General features: G+C 58.4%; 16 protein-coding genes. 14 read left to right on the forward strand and 2 right to left on the reverse strand.

Annotated features, from left to right (window positions below; genetic code table 11):
- The first annotated feature begins 334 nt into the window (after nt 1-334).
- The 3 genes from recC to recD are packed head-to-tail and all read left to right on the forward strand — an operon-like array spanning nt 335 to nt 9,892.
- Nucleotides 335-3,949, forward strand: coding sequence for an exodeoxyribonuclease V subunit gamma (recC, locus tag BMZ67_RS09535; protein ID WP_092021935.1), 3,615 nt, complete (start codon nt 335-337; stop codon nt 3,947-3,949).
- A 1-nt stretch (nt 3,950) separates the two neighbouring features.
- Nucleotides 3,951-7,703: an exodeoxyribonuclease V subunit beta gene (gene recB / locus BMZ67_RS09540; RefSeq protein ID WP_092021937.1), complete on the forward strand. Its 3,753-nt coding sequence runs from the start codon at nt 3,951-3,953 to the stop codon at nt 7,701-7,703.
- A complete protein-coding gene (recD, locus tag BMZ67_RS09545) occupies nt 7,700-9,892 on the forward strand; it encodes an exodeoxyribonuclease V subunit alpha (protein ID WP_092021939.1) in 2,193 nt (730 codons plus the stop codon). The genes recB and recD overlap by 4 nt, the downstream gene beginning before the upstream one ends.
- Nucleotides 9,893-9,909: 17 nt before the next feature.
- On the opposite strand, the gene BMZ67_RS09550 is transcribed toward recD, so the two are convergent.
- Nucleotides 9,910-10,566 carry a transglutaminase-like cysteine peptidase gene (locus tag BMZ67_RS09550; RefSeq protein ID WP_092021941.1) on the reverse strand — a complete coding sequence of 219 codons (657 nt, stop codon included), beginning with the start codon at nt 10,564-10,566 and terminating at the stop codon, nt 9,910-9,912.
- Nucleotides 10,567-10,575: 9 nt separating this feature from the next.
- Nucleotides 10,576-11,229 carry a type II secretion system protein N gene (locus tag BMZ67_RS09555; protein ID WP_092021943.1) on the reverse strand — a complete coding sequence of 218 codons (654 nt, stop codon included), beginning with the start codon at nt 11,227-11,229 and terminating at the stop codon, nt 10,576-10,578.
- Nucleotides 11,230-11,499: 270 nt separating this feature from the next.
- Between BMZ67_RS09555 and gspE the strand changes: the two genes are divergently transcribed.
- The 11 genes from gspE to gorA are packed head-to-tail and all read left to right on the forward strand — an operon-like array spanning nt 11,500 to nt 21,406.
- Nucleotides 11,500-13,011 (forward strand): type II secretion system ATPase GspE, encoded by a 1,512-nt coding sequence (gene gspE, locus BMZ67_RS09560; protein ID WP_175481878.1) that lies wholly within the window; start codon nt 11,500-11,502, stop codon nt 13,009-13,011.
- Between the two features lie 6 nt (nt 13,012-13,017).
- Entirely contained in the window at nt 13,018-14,229 is a 1,212-nt protein-coding gene (gene gspF, locus BMZ67_RS09565; protein ID WP_092021945.1) for a type II secretion system inner membrane protein GspF, read from the forward strand.
- A gap of 39 nt (nt 14,230-14,268) precedes the next feature.
- Complete coding sequence (gene gspG, locus BMZ67_RS09570) at nt 14,269-14,718, forward strand: type II secretion system major pseudopilin GspG (protein WP_425434232.1); 450 nt, start codon at nt 14,269-14,271, stop codon at nt 14,716-14,718.
- Between the two features lie 12 nt (nt 14,719-14,730).
- Nucleotides 14,731-15,258 (forward strand): type II secretion system minor pseudopilin GspH, encoded by a 528-nt coding sequence (gene gspH, locus BMZ67_RS09575; RefSeq protein ID WP_092021947.1) that lies wholly within the window; start codon nt 14,731-14,733, stop codon nt 15,256-15,258.
- Nucleotides 15,255-15,644 carry a type II secretion system minor pseudopilin GspI gene (gene gspI, locus BMZ67_RS09580; protein WP_092021949.1) on the forward strand — a complete coding sequence of 130 codons (390 nt, stop codon included), beginning with the start codon at nt 15,255-15,257 and terminating at the stop codon, nt 15,642-15,644. Before gspH ends, gspI begins: the two co-directional genes overlap by 4 nt.
- Nucleotides 15,641-16,432, forward strand: a complete 792-nt coding sequence (gspJ, locus tag BMZ67_RS09585; protein WP_245749922.1) for a type II secretion system minor pseudopilin GspJ — start codon at nt 15,641-15,643, stop codon at nt 16,430-16,432. Before gspI ends, gspJ begins: the two co-directional genes overlap by 4 nt.
- A gap of 8 nt (nt 16,433-16,440) precedes the next feature.
- Entirely contained in the window at nt 16,441-17,430 is a 990-nt protein-coding gene (gene gspK, locus BMZ67_RS09590; protein WP_245749923.1) for a type II secretion system minor pseudopilin GspK, read from the forward strand.
- A 20-nt stretch (nt 17,431-17,450) separates the two neighbouring features.
- Entirely contained in the window at nt 17,451-18,755 is a 1,305-nt protein-coding gene (gspL, locus tag BMZ67_RS09595; RefSeq protein WP_092021953.1) for a type II secretion system protein GspL, read from the forward strand.
- A 4-nt stretch (nt 18,756-18,759) separates the two neighbouring features.
- Nucleotides 18,760-19,287, forward strand: a complete 528-nt coding sequence (gene gspM, locus BMZ67_RS09600; RefSeq protein WP_092021955.1) for a type II secretion system protein GspM — start codon at nt 18,760-18,762, stop codon at nt 19,285-19,287.
- 53 nt (nt 19,288-19,340) lie between these two features.
- Complete coding sequence (locus BMZ67_RS09605; protein ID WP_092021957.1) at nt 19,341-20,009, forward strand: GNAT family N-acetyltransferase; 669 nt, start codon at nt 19,341-19,343, stop codon at nt 20,007-20,009.
- A gap of 35 nt (nt 20,010-20,044) precedes the next feature.
- Nucleotides 20,045-21,406, forward strand: coding sequence for a glutathione-disulfide reductase (gene gorA, locus BMZ67_RS09610; protein WP_092021959.1), 1,362 nt, complete (start codon nt 20,045-20,047; stop codon nt 21,404-21,406).
- Nucleotides 21,407-21,414 lie beyond the last annotated feature (8 nt).

Raw genomic sequence — 21,414 nt, forward strand, 5'->3', positions numbered from 1 at the left:
GTTATCGTCGTTGTTGATTCGCCAACTGGGTTCACTCAATCGTGACCTGGAAGGTTGGCTATCGAAAGTGCACCTAATGCATGTGCAGCTCGATTGAAGTTGCATCGATTGTAACGGTAATAGTTTGTTAGATTTTGACCAATGACGCCAAGGCAAAGGGACTTTGACGACATTGTTTTGATAATTGACGTCAAACGGGGTGTCTTTCCGGCGTTTGCTTGGCATCCGAATGATCAAAATTAAACCGGTAAGCCTTTGAAGTTCAGTAAAGTTTGGATAGGGGCTCGGCTAAGGCTATGCTCTGTCCGGACCCACAGCCAGGAATCGTTTTGCTATGACCACCCATCCAAACGGGGGCTCCCAGATACCATCGGCGGCATCATCGTTGCCGGTCGGTTTTCAGGTGATTCACGCCAATCGTCTTGAAGATCTGCGCTCACTGGTGGTTGAGGTGATCCGTAGCTACCCGCTGGGCCCGCTCGATGATGAGGTGTTTCTTGTGCATTCCAACGGGATTGCCCAATGGCTCAAGCTCGCGTTGGCTCGCAATGAAGACGATGAAGAGCTGGCGGGGCTGGGAATTGCGGCGGCGATGCAATTTTCACTGCCTTCACGATTTCTCTGGCAGGCCTATCGGGCGGTGCTGGGCGAGAACCAGGTGGCGACACAATCTCCTTACGACAAGGATCAGCTGGTGTGGCGCCTTTACCGGTTGCTGCCCGACCTGACCGGAGACGCGGTATTTGAACCGCTGGCCCGTTTCCTGGCGGGTGAAGAATCCGATCGCCGCCATTACCAGCTGGCAGAGCGTATCGCTGACCTGTTTGACCAGTATCAGGTCTATCGTGCCGACTGGCTGGAGGATTGGCGCCAGCAGCGGGACATTATTCGGGTCCGGGGTAGCCAGGAGCGTCCGCTGCCCCCGGAACAGCAGTGGCAGGCAGAGTTGTGGCGGCGAGTGGTTGCGGATATCGAAGCCCAATCCGGGGTGATGGGTGGCGATAGCCGTGCGGACATTCATCATCGCTTCATGGGCGCTGCCTCAGGGTTGAGTGCGGCCAACCGCCCCCATGGCCTGCCTAAGCGTCTGATTGTCTTTGGCGTATCTTCGTTGCCCCAACAGACCCTGGAAGTGCTGAGTCGCCTCGGGCAGTGTATGCAGGTTCTTTTATGCATCCACAACCCGTGCCGCTACTACTGGGCGGATATTGTCGAAGATCGCGACCTGCTGCGGGCCGCCAGTAAACGGGGCGCCCGGCGTAGCGGAATGCCTGAGGTTTTGGATGAGGGTAACCTTCATCTTCATGCCCAGCCTTTGCTGGCGGCCTGGGGTAAACAAGGTCGGGATTATATTCGTCTGCTGGATGAATACGACGACCAGGACAGTTACCGCCACCGTTTTGAGGCCATTGATCTCTTCCGGTCTCCCTGGGACGGGAGTGGGGAGGGCAATGGGGACAGAAAGGCGGATGCGGGGTCATGTCTGCTCGCGGCAATCCAGGATGACATCCTGAACCTGCGGCCTGTTGATGAGGCTACCCGGCCGCTTTCCCTCGCCGACATGGATGACTCCGTCGTATTCCACAGTTGCCATAGCGCCCAGCGCGAAGTGGAAGTCCTGCACGACCAGTTGCTGGCGGTATTTGAGAGTGATCCGTCGCTACGCCCCCAGGACGTTATCGTCATGGTGCCGGACATTGACAGCTACGCCCCTCATATCCAGGCGGTGTTTGGGCAACTGGAATCGACCGACGAGCGTTTCATCCCCTTCACGGTGTCGGATCAGGGCCAGCGCCACAAACTGCCCGCCCTGATTGCTCTGGAGAAACTGCTGTCGCTGACCGAGTCGAGGATTGCCGTCAGCGACGTTCTGGACATGCTGGATGTGCCAGCGTTAAGGGCACGCTTCGGTCTTGGAGAGGATGACTTGCCCCAACTCCACCAATGGATTCAGGGGGCCAATATCCGCTGGGGGCTGGATGGCGAACACCGGGCCAGCCAGGACCTCCCCGCAGGCATGGAACAGAATACCTGGCTCTTTGGGCTGCGGCGTATGCTCCTGGGCTACGCCGTGGGTGATGGAGACGCCTGGCAGGGCATTGAGCCCTACGGTGAGGTTGGCGGGCTGGAGAGCAGGGTGGCCGGCCAGCTGGAGCAGTTTCTGCGCTACCTGTCCGAACTCTGGCAGGCACTTCAGGAACCCAGGGTGCCGCAGCAATGGGCGGGACTGCTTACGGTGATACGGCAGGGGTTCTTCGCCAACATGAGCGAGGACGATGTTCTGGTGTTTACCCAGCTTGAGCAGGTGGTTGACCAGTGGCTGGCCGCCTGTCTTGCCAGCGGATTGGAACTGACTCCGTTACCCCTTGGAATCGTCCGGGAAGTGTGGCTCTCTGGTCTTGAAACCGGTGGGCTCAGCCAGCGCTTTATGGCGGGCAAGGTCAATTTCGCCACCTTGATGCCAATGCGGGCCATTCCGTTCAAGCATATCTGCCTGCTGGGCATGAACGATGGTGACTACCCAAGGTCCCAGGCTCCGGTGGACTTTGACCTGATGGCCGAGGACTATCGCCCAGGGGACCGGTCACGTCGGGAGGACGACCGCTATCTGTTTTTGGAAGCTCTTCTTTCAGCAAGAAAGCAGATGTATATCAGCTGGATAGGGCGAAGTGTTAAAGATAATTCTGAGCGACCGCCGTCGGTACTGGTGGCCCAGCTTCAGGACCATATTGACCTTATCCGACCCCTTAGGGTTGATGATGCCGTGCAAGTTGAAAACGTTCCGACGTTGTCCCAGTACCTGACGACGGAGCATCCCCTGCAGCCGTTCAGCCCGCTTTACTTTCCATCAAACGGCCGGAGCCAACCGGCCGGAAGATTGTTTACCTTTGCCCATGAATGGCGTGAAGCCCATGAAGGTCGTGACCGGGAACCTACGGATTCGACCAACCTGATGGGGGTGTTGCCAGCGGGGCTCCTCGACGAGCCGTTGACGCTCACCGGGTTAACCCGGTTCCTGCGGTCGCCTGTCGACAGCTTTTTCCAGCAGCGCCTGGGTATTCGTTTTTCCGAACTGGATGAACCGTTGTCAGACGATGAGCCCTTTGCATTGGATGGCCTCGAACGCTGGCACCTGACGGATGAGCTGATCCGGCGGGTTATTATCGAAGCGGGCGAGGGACCGGGTTTCGGTCCGGACGACCTTGAGGACCGGCTGAACCAGATCATACGTCGTCAGGCCGCCCGCGGAGAGTTTCCCCCGGGTGGGGTTGGACAGGTGATCCAGCAGCGCTTGAGGCAAGATCTGCCCGAGTTGTATCAGCGATACCAGGAGCGGCAGGCGGCGTTCCCAGACGAGGTGGATTTGCAGTTGTTCCGCTTTGAACGCGAGGTGGCGGGGCATCCGATTGTGATCGAAGACTGGATTGGCGGGCTAAGGGCATCCGCAGCTGGCGGTCGTGCCTGCATCACAGTAAGTAGCAGCAACCTGGTGGATGGCCGTAAGCGGTATCGATGGACTCCGGCGTTGGCTGCCTGGGTAAAGCACCTGGCGGCTTGCCTGGTGGGGGCGGAACCGCTGAGTACTTCGCTCCTCAGCAAGGTTGGGATAATGGAGTTTCCTCCTTTGTCCGCCAAGGACGCGGAAACGCATCTTGGGGCCTTGCTCGAGGCCTGGGTCGCGGGCTTGAAGGCACCGCTTGCGGTGGCACCGAACGCGGCATTTGCCTGGCTGACCTATGTGGAGAAAGGCGAAGAGCGGGCGTTGTCCGCAGCGCGGGAGGCCTACGAAGGCGGGTTTAACACCCGGGGTGAGTCGGACCAGAAGCCCGCATTACGGAGAGCCTACCCGAGCTTTGATGACCTGATCGCCGATGGTCAGTTCCAGCATTGGGTTGATGCGTTGTATCGACCGCTTTGGCAGGCCGTCAAGCAGGAAGGGGGAGCCTGAGATGACTGATCGGAACCAAGGCGTTGAGGTGTCCACTGGGGTGTCAGCCCTGAACCCGCTAACCCTGCCATTGCGTGGCAGTCAACTGATTGAAGCCAGTGCCGGTACCGGTAAGACGTTCACCATTGCCATGCTCTATGTGCGGGCGGTGCTTGGTCATGGTGAGGTGCCGGAGTGCGGTCGACCACTGACCCCACGTGACATCCTGGTGGTGACGTTTACCGATGCTGCGACCAAGGAACTCCGTGACCGCATCCGCAAACGATTGGCGGAAGCTGCGGCGGTATTCCGTGAGCCGCCAGGGCAGATGGGCGGCAGTGGGCCTTTGTATGACCTACGGAACGACTACCCCGATACAGAGAGCTGGCCCGGAAAGGCCCGTTTGCTCCAGCTGGCGGCGGAGTCTATGGACGAGGCGTCGGTACACACGATCCATGGCTGGTGCAACCGTATGCTGACGGAGCACGCCTTTGACAGCGGTGGCCTGTTCAACCAGAGCCTTGAAACGGATCACAGTGATCTGATGCTGCTGGTAGTCAAGGATTACTGGCGCAGTTATGTGGCGACGATGGACGCTGGGGTCGCCAATCTCTGGCTGGATCAGTTCCCGTCGCCAGACGCCCTGCGGGACAAAGTGTCGGGGCTGTTGGCCCTTGAGGGCGAGTTGCCCCAGGCCCCTGACAGCCCCGGTGCGCTTCTGGATGCGCGGGTAGAGTCCCTGCGGGAGGTGTTTGATCAGATCCGCCCGTCGATAGCGAGTGCAGCCGATGATTTTCTTGCGGTGTTGCGGGATGCGGCCAGTCGCAAGGAGTTTAACGGCAACTCCCTCAGGCTTAAAAACGTAGAAGGTTGGCTGGGTAAGCTGGTGGAGTGGGCTGCCAGCCAGGACCTGTCTGCACCTGAGCTGACGGATGCGGCCTGGGCAAGACTGTCGCCCACCGGAATCGAGCAGGCGTGGAAGAAGGGCGTGTGTCCAGCGGATCACCCCCTGATACAGCAGGTCGTTGCCCTGAACGAGGTCTGCCAGGAGCCGGTTCCCGTCAAGCAGATGCTGTTCCACGCGGCTCACTGGATAGCCGAACGCCTGGAGCGGGAAAAGCAACGCCGGGCGGAACTGGGATTTGACGACCTGTTGGTCCGTATGGATCGGGCCTTGTCCGGTGCCAGTGGCTCGCGACTATCAAACGCTATCCGCCAGCAGTTCCCGTTGGTGATGATCGATGAATTCCAGGACACCGATCCGGTCCAGTACCGTATTTTCGATACCATCTACCGACCGGAGGCAAACCGGCCCGAATCCGGCCTGCTGATGATTGGTGACCCCAAGCAGGCCATCTACGGCTTCCGCGGCGCCGACATCTATACCTACCTCAAAGCGCGGGTTGCCACGGCTGACCGGCAGGTGACCCTACCCAGGAACTTCCGCTCCGCAGCGTCCATGGTCGAGGCCACCAACCACCTGTTCCGCCACGGTGAGGCGAGCGGCGCAAAAGGCGCCTTCTTGTTCGGCCGGGGCAATGACACCCCGGTCCCGTTTATCCCTGTTGAGGCGAACGGCAGGGGAGAACACCTTCAGATTGACGGAAAGGCCTCCGCCGCATTGACCTTCTGGACCCGCGAATCCGAGGACAACAAATCGGAGGCCATGGCCGACGTCGCTGGAGCCTGTGCTTCTGAGATTGTGCGCCTGCTCAATCAGGGGCAGACCGGTCAGGCGGCGTTTGTGGGTGATAACGGAAGTCGGGAAGCACTCAAAGCCCGCGATATTGCCGTGCTGGTCAACAGTGGGACGGAAGCGGAGCTGGTGCGTACGGAACTGGCGCTGCGAGGGGTGAAAAGTGTGTACCTGTCTGACCGGCGGTCGGTGCTTGATAGCGCCGAAGCGCGGGACATCATCTATTGGCTTGAAGCCTGCGCAGAGCCGGAACGGGACGACTTGGTCCGGGCCGCCCTGGCGACAGCTACCCTGGCGGTGGACTGGGCAACGCTTGATCAGCTCAGGAATAACGAACTGGCTTGGGAAACCGAGCTGGAGCAGTTTCGGAGTTTCCGGAATATCTGGCGCCGGCAAGGGGTTCTGGCCATGCTGCGGCGGCTGTTGACCCATTTTGACGTGCCGGCCCGTTTGCTCGCGTCGAGGGCGGGAGAACGAACGCTGACGGATGTGTTGCACCTCGCCGAGCTGTTGCAGCAGGAGAGCCAGCAGGTGGATGGCGAGCAGTCCCTGATTCGCCGGTTTAGTGAGATGGTAACGGCGAGGGGGGAGCGAGCCGATGCCATGCAGGTACGGCTGGAAAGCGATGCCGAGCTGGTTCAGGTGATCACCGTCCACAAGTCCAAGGGGCTTGAGTACCCCTTGGTGTTTCTGCCGTTTGCGACCAGCTGCAGGCCAGCAAAAGGGCAAAGGCTGCCGCTGATCTGGCACGACGATGACGGTAACCAGCAGCTGGCCTTCGAGCCTCGCGACGAGATTATTGGGCGAATGGATGAAGAGCGCCTGGGCGAAGATGTGCGCAAGCTCTATGTCGCCCTGACCCGCGCCCGCCATGCGACCTGGGTGGGTGCGCCCGCGCTCAAAGGCGAAGAAGCCCGCAGCGCCCTGAGTTACCTGGTAGGGCAACAGCCCGGCCAGCAGGTGTCATCCGGGCTTGAACAGCTGGCCGGAACCTGCCCCGAGATCCGGGTACAACCGCTGCCGCCAGCAACTGATGCAGTCTATGCGGCGCCTGAGACCCCGGCGCTGGGGCATGCCCGTACCCGTACCGCGCCGGATTGGCATGACTGGTGGATCGCCAGCTATTCCGCCATCCGTTACCGGAGCGAGCAACCGGCACTCGGCGCCCAGGCGTCGCGCAATGAATCGGAGAGCCCAGGCGAGGAACGGATTCGGGAAGAATCGGACGCTGCCAACAGAGAGGCTCCACCGCCATTGCCGAACCCCGCGCCAACCACCCACGCTATCCACCGTTTCTACCGTGGGGCAGAGCCCGGCACGTTCCTTCATGACCTGCTGGAATGGGCGGCAAAGGAGGGGTTCCGGGAGACTGCGGACAACCCCGAAGCGCGGCTGGAATACATCACCCACCGTTGCCAGCTGAGGGGTTGGGAGCCATGGGCGGAGCCTCTGGGCCACTGGATGGGAGCCCTGCTCACCATGCCGATGTCGCTGCCGGTCCAGCCGACAGGGCATAAGCCGGAAGCCAGTCTTGCGACCCTGGCGCAGGCGGTGCCTGAAATGGAATTCTGGCTGTCCAGCCACGGTGTCGATGTTAGTGAGCTGGATCGCCTGGTACGTCCACAAACCATGACCCGCTGGAACTCGCAACAAATTCCGAAACGGCCCCAGGCCGATAACATGATGTTCAATGGCATGCTGAAGGGCTTTATCGACCTGGTGTTCGAGCATGAAGGGCGCTACTACGTCGCTGATTACAAATCCAACTTTATTGGCCCGGATGATGACGACTACAGCGAGGTGGCCATGGCGAAAGTGATTGCGGAAAAGCGCTACGACCTCCAGTTCACGCTGTACCTGCTGGCCCTTCACCGGCTCCTCAAGAGCCGTTTGCCAGACTACGACTACGACCGCCACATCGGGGGGGCGGTATACCTGTTCCTGCGCGGCAATAACGCGGATAGCCAGGGTGTCTACTGCGAGCGCCCGGATCGATCGTTGATTGAGGCGCTGGATTGCCTGTTCCGAACCGGGGATGCAGGGCGCACCGGCGAAATGACGCAGGAGGCACTGCTATGAGCCGGTTCCTGATTCCTGACGAGGCGAGGGCGCAACACGGCCAGGCCGCGGGGCTTGAAAGTCCGAGCGGCCTGCTGACACTGCTTGACCGCTGGGTTGAACTCGGCTGGCTGCGCGCCCTGGACAGTGCGATGGCACGGTTCCTGGCGGAACAGGCGGAGTTGGCTGGGCAGCCCGCCCATCCGCTACTGTTGCTGGTTGCTGCCTTCACCTCCCACCAACTGGGCCGAGGTCATGTGTGCTTTGATCTTGATGTCATGGCCCGTGAAGGGTTTAACGATGCACTGTCGCTGCCACCGGAAGATGAGAGTGTGTCGGAGCGGAGTCTGATGCCGTCCGACCTGTTGGCCGGGGTTAGCCGGGCCGACTGGATGAACGCCCTTGAGCACCCGTTGCTGATTGCCGATCCGGATCCGGTCGGTAGTAACTGTCCGATGGTCAGATCCGGGGCCAAGGTGTACCTGCGCCGGTTTTGGGATTATGAGCAGACGGTCTTCCACTGCATTTCAGACCGGCTCACGTCTTACCAGACCGAAGCGTCGGTTTCTCAGGATGCGGAGGGGCCGGCACTGGCTGCTGCGCTGACGGCGCTGTTTCCCGCCAACTCCGGTGACATCGACTGGCAAAAAGTGGCCTGTGCCAACGCCGCCCGCCAACGTTTCAGCGTCATTACCGGTGGCCCCGGTACCGGCAAGACCACCACCGTGGTGAAGTTGCTGGCTGCCTTGCAGCATTGTGCGATGTCGTCGGCGGCAGATGCCCGGACGCTGAGGATTCAGTTGGCAGCCCCGACGGGGAAGGCGGCTGCCAGGCTCAATGAGTCGATCTCTGGCGCCGTGAAAGGGCTGGATCTTGGGACTTTGCCAGATTCCGACAGGCTCCGCGCAGCGATACCGACACAGGTAACGACCATTCACCGCCTGTTGGGGGCGATACCCGGGTCACGTCAGTTCCGCCATAACCGCCAAAATCCGCTATTAGCCGATGTGCTGGTGGTGGATGAGGCCTCTATGGTGGACCTGGAAATGATGGCCCGGTTGTTGGAAGCCTTGCCTGGCGATGCCCGGTTGATTCTTCTGGGCGACAAGGATCAGTTGGCGTCGGTTGATGCCGGGGCCGTATTGGGTGAACTCTGCCAGCGTGCGGGTGCAGGGCATTACTGGCCAGGTACCAGCCAATGGTTGGCGTTACGCGCAGGCTACCCGATTCCCGAACATCTGGTTGATGAACAGGGCAAGCCGCTGGACCAGGCCATTACTTTGCTACGCCGGAGCTATCGCTTTGACCAGCGCAGCGGTATCGGGCGGCTGGCGGCCATAGTGAACCAGGGCGGAGTGCGCGCAGGGCAGCAGGCCCGTGAGGTGTTTGCTGCAGGCTATGCGGATGTGGCCAGGGTGCCGGTTGCGGCATCCGATGCCGAATCCGTTATCCAGGCACACTGCCTGGACGGCGGCCCGCAGGGATTTGTCGCGGGTGGGCTGGGGCGTGTTGACCATGGTCGTGCGGTCGCGCCGCCGGCGGGTTATCGGCATTACCTGTCCATGATGGTGGCACAGCGTCCTGACCGTGGGGACAGCGTGACTGTCTGGGATCAGTGGGCATCGTCGGTTCTTGCGGCGTATGGACGTTTTCAGGTGTTGGCAGCGGTGCGCCGGGGCGCCTTCGGGGTCGAGGGGGTGAACGAGCAGATTGCCGCCAGCCTCAAGACGGAGGGACTGATCGCATCAACCGAAGGCTGGTATGCCGGGCGACCGGTGCTGGTCACCCGTAATGACTATGGTCTCGGCTTGATGAATGGGGATATTGGCATCGCCCTCACCATTCCGGCGCGGCAATGGACCGGGAAGGAAGAGGTTATTGACCCGGACAACCTGGTGTTACGGGTCGCCTTCCCTGCGGGTGATGGCTCTGGCGCCATTCGCTGGGTGCTACCGAGCCGGCTCCATCATGTCGAAACGGTGTATGCCATGACCGTTCACAAGTCCCAGGGCTCCGAGTTTGAGCATGCCTGCCTGGTGCTTCCATCGCGAATGAGCCCTGTGCTTACCCGGGAACTGGTGTACACCGGCATCACCCGCGCCCGTTCCTGGTTCAGTCTCATACTGCCGGACGAAAGGGTGTTCGATATGGCGTTGGAGCGGCAGGTTGACCGGAGTTCCGGTTTGGGCGAGCACCTGTTTGGGCGGTAATCGCAAACGCGGGCGGATTACTGCATAGACTCAAGAAGGCGCCGGTTGAGGTCCTGCCACCGGCTGAGGCGCCCTGGGTCTCCGATCCGCTCGTTACCGGCGCCCACCCGGTTAAGCCAGAGTCCGTCGCCGTTGAAACTGTAGACCGGTTCGAGATCGACTCGTTCCGATGCGGGCTTGATGTCATTGATCAGGTTATCAAGAATCAGCGGGTCTGCATCCGGGGTGGGGTACCAGGCCAGCACCATATGGGCCTGGTTGAGCTCAAGTGCCTTGACGTAGGTGATGCGAAGTTGGGCGTCCGGGACCCCGAGGGATTTCAGGGTGAGGTACTTGGCAATGGAGAAGTCTTCGCAATCCGCGCCGTTCGTTGCGAGCATTTCGACCGGCGTGGCCCAGTAATCCTCTTCGCCCCAGTGCTTGATATCGTTGACGAACGTCACCCGGTTGAAGAAGGAGTTGACCAAAAAGAGCTGGCGTTCAACGGGAGCGTTGGCCGCGAGTTCCTGCAGGTTTTGCCAGTTTTCGAGCCGTGCCACGGCTTCGTCGCCAAACTCCTGCTGCACGTAGGTCAGCACCCGATCGCTTACCTCAAAGGCCGACACGATCGTCACCAGGATGATCGCCGGGAGCAGGGTAATACCTCTGGCGTAGGGCCTGGTCCCTGATTCCATGGTGTGGCCTCAGTTGCTGTTGTTGCGCAAACGCTCTCTCAGTTCTTCAAGCCGTTGCCGGATTTCCTGTCGGCGTTGTTCCGTAGCCTCTGATGTAACCGGTTGCGGCGTCACAGCCGGCTGCTGAGCGGCATCTTGCTGGGGGAGCTCGGTATACTGCTCGTTGGCGGCGAACTCCATGCCGTCGCTCGCGGTGAGCTCCGGGAAATACAGGTTCTCAAGTTTTCCGGATCGGTTGATGATTACACGGTTTGAGTGCACCGACCGTAAGGTGGCATTGCCCGGTAACTCATCACCGACCAGATAGACATCGGTATTGGCGCTGGTGTCTTCAATCAGCGCGCTCCCGGGAAAATCGCCTTCGGCTGCCATGACTCCGCGAAGAACCAGGCGAAGGTTGGTTTCCGGAAGATTTTCAGTATCCACCGGCTGTTCGGTGGCTGACTGACTGGCGGAGCCGAACAGGGCCACTTCCGATGCCTTGATCTGCGGCTCGTTCTGGGCCGGGCCGGCGGGGCTGATGATCGCCGGATCAACTTGCCCTGTTGGTGCCTGGGTCTCCTGTTGCCATTGCGAGTACCCTTGCCAGCCGAGTGCAGCCAACATCAGTAAGGCCAGTAACGTTGCCAGCACGAGTGGGAGCCGGGTACTAAAAGAAGCCATTTAGTTCCTTAATCGTCTTTAAATTGTGTAGGTCGGGTTAAACACTGATCTATCATAGTCTTTTTAGGCGAATTTAGGTGCTGATTACAGCAACTTCATTACATTCGGTATCAAGCGTGATTTCGCATGTGATGAAGGTCGCTTAACGTTCCTCGGCCTACCCAAATTCGCAGTATAGTGTATAGAGCTGTTCAGCGGTTCCATATCCTATGGTAGCCTTTCAGAATTATTTGAATAACAAGGAAAACCTTGTTTAGGGACACAACGGGGATGAGCTTGAACACCGACACCGCAATCCAGTCTCAGGACGAACCGCTGGGGCGTTTGCCTTTTGCGTTTGCTAAGCGCAACGGCGTCATTCTGACGCGGGATGAAAACGGCGACGCAATCATCCTGGTGCGCCCGGGTGCTTCCCACTCAGCATTGGCGGAAGCCAACCGTATCAGCGGTGGCAGTGCCCGTTTTACTCCGATTGAAACGGAGCTGTTCGACAGTGCGCTTAACCAGGCGTACCAGGCCGACTCTGCTGAAGCCATGCAGATGGTAGAGGGCATCGGGGATGACATGGATCTGGCCTCATTGGCGGACTCTGTGCCCGAAACCGAAGATCTGTTGGAGCAGGAAGACGATGCGCCGATCATTCGCCTGATCAACGCCATCCTGACCGAAGCGGTTAAGACAAATGCGTCTGACGTCCATATTGAGACCTACGAAAAGCGTCTGGTGGTGCGATTCCGGGTTGACGGCGTACTCAGGGAAGTGGTCCAGCCCAAGCGGGCGCTGGCGCCATTGCTGGTGTCGCGGATCAAGGTTATGGCGAAACTCGATATCGCCGAAAAGCGGGTTCCCCAGGATGGCCGGATTGCACTTCGGGTGGCCGGGCGTGAGGTGGATCTTCGGGTTTCGACCATGCCATCGGCCAACGGCGAACGGGTCGTTCTGCGTTTGCTGGACAAGCAGGCGGGTAATATCCGGCTGGAATCCCTGGGTATGTCTGGGGCTGACCTCAAAATTCTTAGGAAGCTGATCTACCAGCCCTATGGCATCCTGCTGGTTACCGGTCCCACCGGTTCCGGTAAGTCCACCACGCTGTATGCGTCTCTGCTGGAAATCAACGATCGCAGCCGCAATATCCTGACCGTCGAAGACCCGATTGAATATAACCTCCCAGGCATTGGCCAGACCCAGGTGAACACCAAGGTCGATATGACCTTCGCCCGCGGTTTGAGGGCGATTCTTCGTCAGGATCCCGACGTGGTGATGATCGGTGAGATTCGTGACCTGGAAACGGCAGAGATCGCCGTGCAGGCCAGTTTGACTGGCCATATGGTGTTGTCGACATTGCACACCAATACCGCCGTTGGCGCGATCACCCGGCTTATGGATATGGGTATTGAGCCGTTCCTGATTTCCTCCAGTCTGGTTGGCGTGGTTGCCCAGCGATTGGTCCGCGTCCTGTGTGACGAATGCAAGGAGCCGACGGTAGCTACCCCTGAGCATTGTGACTTCATGCAGCAGGACTCCGCTAACCCACCAACGATTTACCGACCGGTAGGGTGTGAAAAGTGCAATCAGTTAGGCTATCGGGGACGGGTCGGTATTTATGAAATTGCGGAGATTACCGATGAACTCCGGTCGCTGATCCACAAGCGGGCGGGGGAGCTCGACCTTGAGCACGAGACCCGCAAGCGTAGCCCGAGCATCCATGCAGACGGCGTTGATAAAATCCTGCGTGGCATTACCTCGGTGGAAGAGGTTCTACGGGTCACCCATCGGAGTTAATGCGTCATGCCAGCCTTTGACTACAAAGCACTGGATGCCCGGGGCAAACAGAAACAAGGGGTCCTGGAGGCCGATAGCGCCCGGGCTGTTCGTCAGCAATTGAGGGAAAAAGGGCTCGCTCCCCTCGAAGTGACTCCGGCGGTCGAAAAGAGTGCCAGATCTAACCCGCTGAGTAACCGGGGTGGGCTGAGTGCCGCTGAGCTTGCCTTGGTTACGCGCCAGTTGGCGACCCTGATCCAGTCTGGAATACCGATTGAACAGGCGCTTTCAGCCGCTGCCCAGCAGTCCCAGAAACCCCGAATGAAAAGCATGATGATTGCCATCCGGGCCAAGGTCATGGAAGGTTATTCGCTGGCGGAAAGCCTGGGCGAGTTTCCCCGTGCCTTTCCCCGACTGTACCGCTCCACGGTGGCGGCAGGCGAACACGCCGGGCATTTGGACCTGGTGTTGAACCGACTGGCTGATCACACCGAAAACCGTCAGGAGGCCCGTCAGAAGATCCAGTTGGCGGCGATTTACCCGATCATCCTGAGCGTGGTGGCGATTGCTATTGTCATTTTCCTGCTGACCTATGTGGTTCCCGACATCATCGAAGTCTTCCTCAAGCAGGGGCAGGAATTGCCGGCGCTCACTCAGGCAATGCTGGGCATTTCCGACTTCCTGTCGAGTTATGGGGTGTATCTCGCCGTTCTGATTGTTCTTGCGGTGGTTGGCTTCCGCCTCGCCTTGCGAAAGCCCGAGAACCGATTGCGTTTCCACCGGTCTCTACTGAATATGCCCCTGTTCTCAGGCATGGTGCGTGGGGTCAATACCGCTCAGTACGCCAGTACCTTGAGCATTTTGACCACCAGCGGCGTGCCGTTGGTGGAGGCGATGAGAATTGCCGGCGAGGTGTTATCCAATGACTATCTGCGGCAGGAGCTGCGGGGGGCGGCGCAGAAGGTCAGCGAGGGTGGATCTTTGCATCGATCACTGGATCAGACCGGCTATTTCCCGCCGATGATGCTCCACATGATTGCCAGCGGCGAAGCCAGTGGCGAACTGGACAGCATGCTCGAACGGACCGCGCGGATGCAGGAGAATACCCTGCAGGCCAAGATTGCAGCCATTGTCGGGCTCTTTGAGCCCATGATGCTACTTGTAATGGGTGTTGTGGTATTGATTATTGTCCTGGCTATCATGCTGCCCATCCTGAACATGAGTAACCTGGTCGGTTGATCACGGCCGAAAGAACACTATCCATCAAGGAATATGAACATGACGAAGATGACGAACGGAAAACGAACTGGCCAGCGGGGGTTTACCCTGATCGAGATCATGGTGGTTATGGTCATTCTCGGTTTGCTGGTCGCCATTGTTGCGCCCAATATCATGGGGCGGGGTGATCAGGCCAAGATCACCATTGCTGAAACCCAGATGAACAACATTGCCAATGCGCTGGATCTGTATCGCCTGGACAACAGTCATTACCCGTCCACCCAGCAGGGGCTTGAGGCCCTGGTGACCGAGCCTTCCGGCAGCCCCGAGCCCCGGAACTGGAACCCGGACGGTTACATGAAGAGTGTTCCGGAAGACCCCTGGGGAAATCCGTTTGAATACTCCAGCCCAGGCGCTGAAGCTCCTTATGACCTGATCTCGTTTGGCGCTGATGGCCAGCAGGGTGGCGATGATGATAACGCCGACATCAACTTCTGGGACATCAAGTAATAAGAAGCGCCCATGATGCCAAGGCCATTACCCCGGGGATTTACCCTGATCGAGATTCTCGTTGTCATCATTGTCGTTGGGCTTCTGGCAGCCCTGGCGGTGGTGAATCTCGGAGGGAGCGGCCAATCCCGTGAAATGGAAAAGGACATCCGCGAACTGTACCTGCTGATGCAGACTGCCTCTGAGCAGGCCATTCTCAACAACGAGGAGATTGGCCTTCGATTGCTTGAAGACGGCTATCAGTTCGTGGTCTTCGATGAAGAAAGCCGCGAATGGACCGAGCAGGTTCAGCGGCTGTTCCGACCGAGATCTTTGCCAGAGTGGCTGGTGGTCACGCCGCTGATTGAGGACGGCTTGCCAACGCTCGCTGGAGAGGAAGACAAGCTGGAGCCAGACATGGTGTTTTTCTCCAGCGGCGAGGTTACCCCCTTCGAGCTTGAGTTCACTGCCGGCTCCGAGCGTGATCGTATGCATCGCCTGACCTCAGACGGAGTCAACGGCATTGAGTGGCAGTCTCCGGGTGATGAGGATGAGTCTTGAGAAGGTCCGCCGGATTCACCCTGATTGAAGTTCTGGTGGCCTTGCTGGTATTTGCCCTGGTGGCTACTGCCGCAACCCAGGTGGGTAGTCAGTATATCTCCAGCTACGAACGCATCCGCGACAAAACCATGGCGACCTGGATTGCGGACAACAGGATGAATGAGCTTCGTCTTTCTGAAACCTATCCCGGTATCTCTGAATCCACCGACGACCTCGATTTCGGCCCCTACCGCTGGCGGGTGCTGACTGCGATCAAAGGCACGGAAGACCCGTTGATCCGGCGGGTTGAGGTGACGGTGTACCGGTATATCGAGGAAAGGTCTGAGCCTCTGTCCATCTACACCCTGACAGGCTTCGTCGGCGAGCCCCGGGGGAATGGCCAGTGACAGCCCATAAGCATCCTTTGCGCCGTCACTCGTCACAGGGTGGCTTCACCCTGATGGAAGTGTTGATTGCGGTCACCATAACGGCGGTGATTGGCCTCGGAATCTGGCAGGTTGTGTCTGGCATCATCGTCGCCCGGGATCGGGTGGATGCAGTCGCTGAACAGTTTGACCAGGTCCAGCGGGCGTTTTTGCTTATGGAAAGGGATATTTCCCAGTCGGTCTACCGTCCGGTCCGCAACCTCTACGGCGATACGGAGCCTGCGTTGACCAGTCGCAGCGACCAGCTTTCTTTAACGTTGACGCGCCAGGGGTGGAGAAACCCCATCGGTCTGAAACGCTCGACCTTGCAGCGGGTTGGCTATGAGTTCACCGGCGACGAACTACGCCGACGTTACTGGCCGGTCGTTGACCAGGGGCAGGATGACAGCAGCCGTGACCAGTTCCTGATCTCGGATGTAAAAACCTTTGATGTGGAGTTTCTCGACCGGGAACAGCGTTGGGTGAGTGACTGGCCTTCACAGGAAGCAATGAATGCCACTGCTGAGTCGGGCATTGGCAGTTTGCCGTTGCCATTGGCGGTGAGAGTCCGCCTGGAACACGATGTGTTTGGGCTCCTGGAGCGGCTTTATGTACTGCCGCCGTTTGACCATTCTGCGGTTCAGCGCGCTATGACGGAGCATGCACAAGCTCAGAGCGAAACGGAGGATGAGACCGGTGAAGGTGAGGAAGCTGAGCCGGGCGAGCAACCGCCTGAGGCGGGACGTGGGCAGGGTGAGTTGACCCAATGACGGCCTCAATGAGCATTAAGCGGCAAAGGGGTATCGCCCTGATCATGGTCTTGCTGGCCATGGCGCTGGTGGTGCTGTTGAGTTCCGGCATGACTCAGGAACAAAGTTTGAGGGTATTCCGCGCGGGCCACCTGCTGGCGCAACAGCAGGGTTACAGCGTCGCTCTTGGCGCAGAGGAGTTTGCCAAGCAGATCCTCCATCGTGATTACGAGGATGACAAAGAAGATAACGCCCTGGTCGACAGCCCCGATGAGGAGTGGTCACAGTACTCTGCCATTCTCCCGCTGGACGATAACGGGGTGATCGAGGTTCAGCTTGATGACCTGAGTGGACGGATTAACCTCAACGACCTGGTGAAGAGCGATGGAAGCGTGGACGAGGTCACCCGGGGACGGTTGGAGCGGTTGCTACAGATCGCGGATGTGAGCTCCATCCATGTTGACGCTCTAATTGACTGGGTGGACAGCAACGATGAAACCGTCAGCGCCCGTGGCGCCGAAGATGGTTCCTACCTGATCCAGGACCCGTCTTACCGGGCGGCCAACCAGAACTTCGTCAGCGTGTCGGAGTTATTACTGATCGATGGCATGACGCGGGAGGATTATTGGAAACTGCTCCCTTACGTGGCGGCCCTACCGGTGTCGGGGGTTGGCATCAATGTTAACATGGCGCCGCCTGAGGTTATCCAGTCGCTTCATGAGAAGCTGACGAAGGCGGATGCAGACGCTATCCTTGAAGGAATTGAAGAAGAACGTTTTGAAAATGTGCAGGATTTTCTTGCGCTTTCGCAGTTCGCCGGACTTGGCCTCAAGGCTGAAGGTTTAGGTGTACGCAGCTACTTTTTTGAAGTGGTTTCCCGGGTGACGTTCGCGGACCGCCAGGTCAATCTTGTTAGTTTGCTGTATCGCGCACCGGACGGAGCGTTAGACATTGTCAGTCGTGATTCCGGCCAGAAAAACCGGATTACCAAAAAGCCGTTTACGGTTTCTGAAGATTAATAATAAGGACGCCTAACCCTATGAGTTACCGGCTTTACGTCCACTGCGACAGAATGATCACGGACGAATCCCTGGCCAGCCGTGACGTCGTCTTCAACTGGGTCCTGGTGGATGCCGGGGGGGATGTCCAGGCCAAAGGCAGCGACGACACCAGGGATGCAATTGAGCAGATCCTGGTGCAAAACGCCCTTGATAACGTCAATATGATTGGCCTCATCCCCGGGGACGAAGTCCTGTTCTGTCTCGCTGACATTCCAGCCAAGCAAAGCCGTTATATCCGTCAGGCCCTGGCATTTTCAGTTGAAGAACAGCTGGCTCAGGATGTTGAGTCCATGCACCTGGCACTTGGTAAGCGGGGTGACGAAGGCCACCGGGTGGCAGCGATAGATCGCGGCGCTATGACCCGCTGGTATCAGCTGCTCAATGATTGGGAAAATACCCGCCTCACTGCCATTTATCCCGACGCCGCCTTGTTGCCGGTTCAGGGTAGCGGCTGGTCAATCTGCCTTGCGGGTGAGTCGGCTTTGCTGTCCAGTGCACAGGGTGAATGGTTGCGGATGAAGTCGGCCAACCTCGCCATGTTTGTCGGGACATTGGCGATGCCCCGTGAGGACGAGGTGATCGCTGAGATCAGCGTAGCTCTGTATGCTGACCAGCAAAGTCTTGATGATTACCCGGCGGTTGAAGCGGAGTTGAGTTCGAATGGTGTTATTTCGCTCAATCGTGAGGTGATTGACATTACCCCGGTCGAGCTTCTGGCTCATTCGCATTTCCGGCATCTGTGCGAACCTGTGAACCTATGTGAAGGTGACTTTGCTACTGATAGCAGAAAAACCAGTGCACTTCGCCCGTGGCGACCCCTGATCGCAGTCGCATGCACCTGGTTTGTGCTTCAGGTTGGCCTGGAGATTGGCCTTGGCTATTACCAGCAGCACCAAGCTGAGCAGCTGCGGGAACAGGCGATGGCGATCTATCGCCAGCACTTTCCCGATGACCGGAGAGCCCATGCTGGCAATATCCAGCGGGTGCTCCAGGGCCAGCTCAGGGTGGCGGGTAATCAGGGTGGAAGCTCCGATTTCCTGTCACTGATCAAACAGACCGGGCAGCAGTTTGAGGCGCTGCCAGGCAAGGAAGCGGTGACGTTCTCGTCACTGAACTACAGTCAGTCCAGAGGGGAGCTGATCGTGGACCTTCGGGCGGACACGTTTAACAAGTTGAGTGCGCTTAGAAACGGACTCGTTCAGCAGGGGCTGGATGCAGACATCGGTTCTGTCGTCAACGAAGCCAGCGGCGCTCGTGGCCGCCTGACGATTTCAGGAGGTTGATGCGGTGTTTGACAAACTGAAAGAAAACCCCGCCGTAGGGAAACTGATCGCACAATATGACCACCTTCCGAAGAGGGACCAGCAGGCGCTGACGGTTCTTTTGGTCGCCCTGGTGATTGCGGTTATCTACTTCGCTATCTGGCGCCCTGCCACGGAGTTTCACGCTGCTGCGGAGGCTTCTCGGGAAAATGCCGAAGAATTGCTGGCCTGGATGTCTGCCAACCGTCAGGGCATTCAATCTTTGGCGCAGTCCAGTGCCCGAGGCACCGGTAATAACAGCCAGATTACCGACGGGCGGGCGTTGATGTCGACCGTTACCCGTAGCGCCGGGGAATCCGGGCTGTCGCTGAACCGTTTTGAACCCAGTGGCGACAGCGCCATCAGGGTCTGGCTGGAGGATGTACCCTTCCAGAGCGTTGCCTCTTGGATCGAACGCCTCAACGATGAGTTTGGTGTTGTTGTGGAGCAGGCATCCTTTGACCGGCAGGACAGTCCCGGCATCGTTACGGCGAGGCTGACCCTGTCGATATAGAAGGCTCTACCCGAGTGGGCGGGAATCCCATAATTCACGAGGGGAGTTCAGTAATGGCAACCGGTCATCAAAACAATAACAACTCACCAGAAGCTGTTGTAGTACGACTCGATGAAGCTTCCATCAACGAGGCCAAGTCCATTCTGTTTCAGGCCTATCGGCATGAGCCGACGTTTCAGTACCTGTTTGACCACCGCCGTCCGGGCTACGAACAGAGGGTCAGGGCCACGATTCGTGAGCTGATTAATCTTTATTTTGAGCTTAATCAGGAAGCGGTTGGTGTCATGGTCAATGAAACCCTGGTGGCCGTGGCGTTTATCGGCGAGCCGGAGCTCAGGCTCAACCTTGCCGACCAGTTCAGTTGGCGTATCCGGATGATGCTAACTGCCGGTTTTGCCTGTACCCGAAGATACCTTGATTACCATGAGAAGATCCGTTCGTTACTTCCTCAGCCCCAGGCTCATCAGCTTCCGCTGATGGGGGTCAACCCCAAATACCAGAACCGGGGTTATGGTCGAGTGCTGCTTGAGGCGGTGATTAGACTATGCGCAGACAATCCCCGTGGTAGTGGGTTGGTACTGGACACCGGAAATAGCCGTTATCTCCAGTTCTATGAGTCCGAAGGGTTTAAAAGTTTAGGCAAGATCCAGTTGGGGAGCTTTGAGGATTACGTGCTCTTCCGTCAAATTGAGCCTAGAAGTAAAGTTAACAATATAGCGTAACCATAAGAAAAATAGCATTTATACCGGGAGTGTTTGTGTCCGACATCCAACAGTATGACTTGATCGTTATTGGCGCTGGCTCCGGCGGTGTCCGGCTTGCTCGTATGTCTGCCCAGCGAGGCGCGCGGGTGGCGGTTGTTGAGTCCCGTTATCTTGGTGGCACCTGCGTGAACGTTGGCTGCGTCCCCAAGAAGCTGTTTGTTTATGGTGCTCACGTAAGTGAAGAGCTGGAGGATGCTTCCGGCTACGGCTGGCAGGTGCCCCAGGACCAGGTGGCATTCAACTGGCCGACGCTGGTCGCCAACAAGAATGCGGAAATTGAACGCCTGAATGGTGTCTATCAGCGTTTGCTGGTCAATGCTGGCGTCACGATCATTGAGGGCAGTGCCAGCCTGCTGGATGCGAATACAGTTGAAGTCGGCGGGCAGCAGTATCACGCTGAACACATCACGATTGCGACAGGCAGTTGGCCCGTGGTACCCCAGATTCCTGGGCGGGAGTTTATTCTGACCTCAAACGAGATGTTCTATCTGCCCCAGCTTCCCCGCCATGCGGTCGTTTGGGGCGGGGGGTATATTGCTGTTGAGTTTGCCGGGATTTTAGCGGGGTTGGGTGTTGAAACCACGCTGATCTATCGCGGCGACCTGTTCCTCCGTGGGTTTGACGATGATGTCCGCCAGTTCATGGTGGATGAAATGAAGAAAAAGGGTATCCGCCTGAAATTTGGCGTCACGATTGAGTCTGTCGAATCTGAAGGCGGGCATTATCTGGCACGACTGTCTGATGGCAGCACCCTGAGTACCGGACTGGTCATGGCCGCGACTGGGCGCAGGGCGCTGACGGACGGCTTGGGACTTGAGGCGCTGGGGGTTGAGTTTCAGCCCTCCGGACATATTCAGGTGGACCAGGACTTCCGGACATCGGTGCCGAGCATCAGTGCGCTGGGGGATGTTATCGGAACACCTCAATTGACGCCGGTTGCCCTGGCCCAGGCCATGGTTTTGTGCCGCCAGCTGTTTGGCGACGGTGAGGGTGAAATGGACTATGACAACATCCCCACAGCGGTATTCTGTCAGCCAAACATTGGCACGGTGGGCCTGACAGAAGCGGAGGCGCGGGATCGCGGCTTTGACGTAACCATTTTCCGCTCTGAGTTCAAACCGATGAAGTACGTGCTGACCGGACGTGATGAGCGTTGTCTGATGAAGCTGGTTGTCGACAGCACAACGGATCGTGTGCTCGGTGCCCACATGGTCGGTCCGGATGCAGGGGAGATTACCCAGGGCCTCGCTGTCGCCATCAAGTGCGGGGCGACCAAGGCTCAGTTCGACAGCACCATTGGTATCCACCCGACGTCGGCCGAAGAATTTGTGACCATGCGTGAACCGGTCAGCTGACCGGTTCG

Origin of the sequence: Marinobacter zhejiangensis, from assembly GCF_900114775.1 — a bacterium.
Classification (GTDB): domain Bacteria; phylum Pseudomonadota; class Gammaproteobacteria; order Pseudomonadales; family Oleiphilaceae; genus Marinobacter; species Marinobacter zhejiangensis.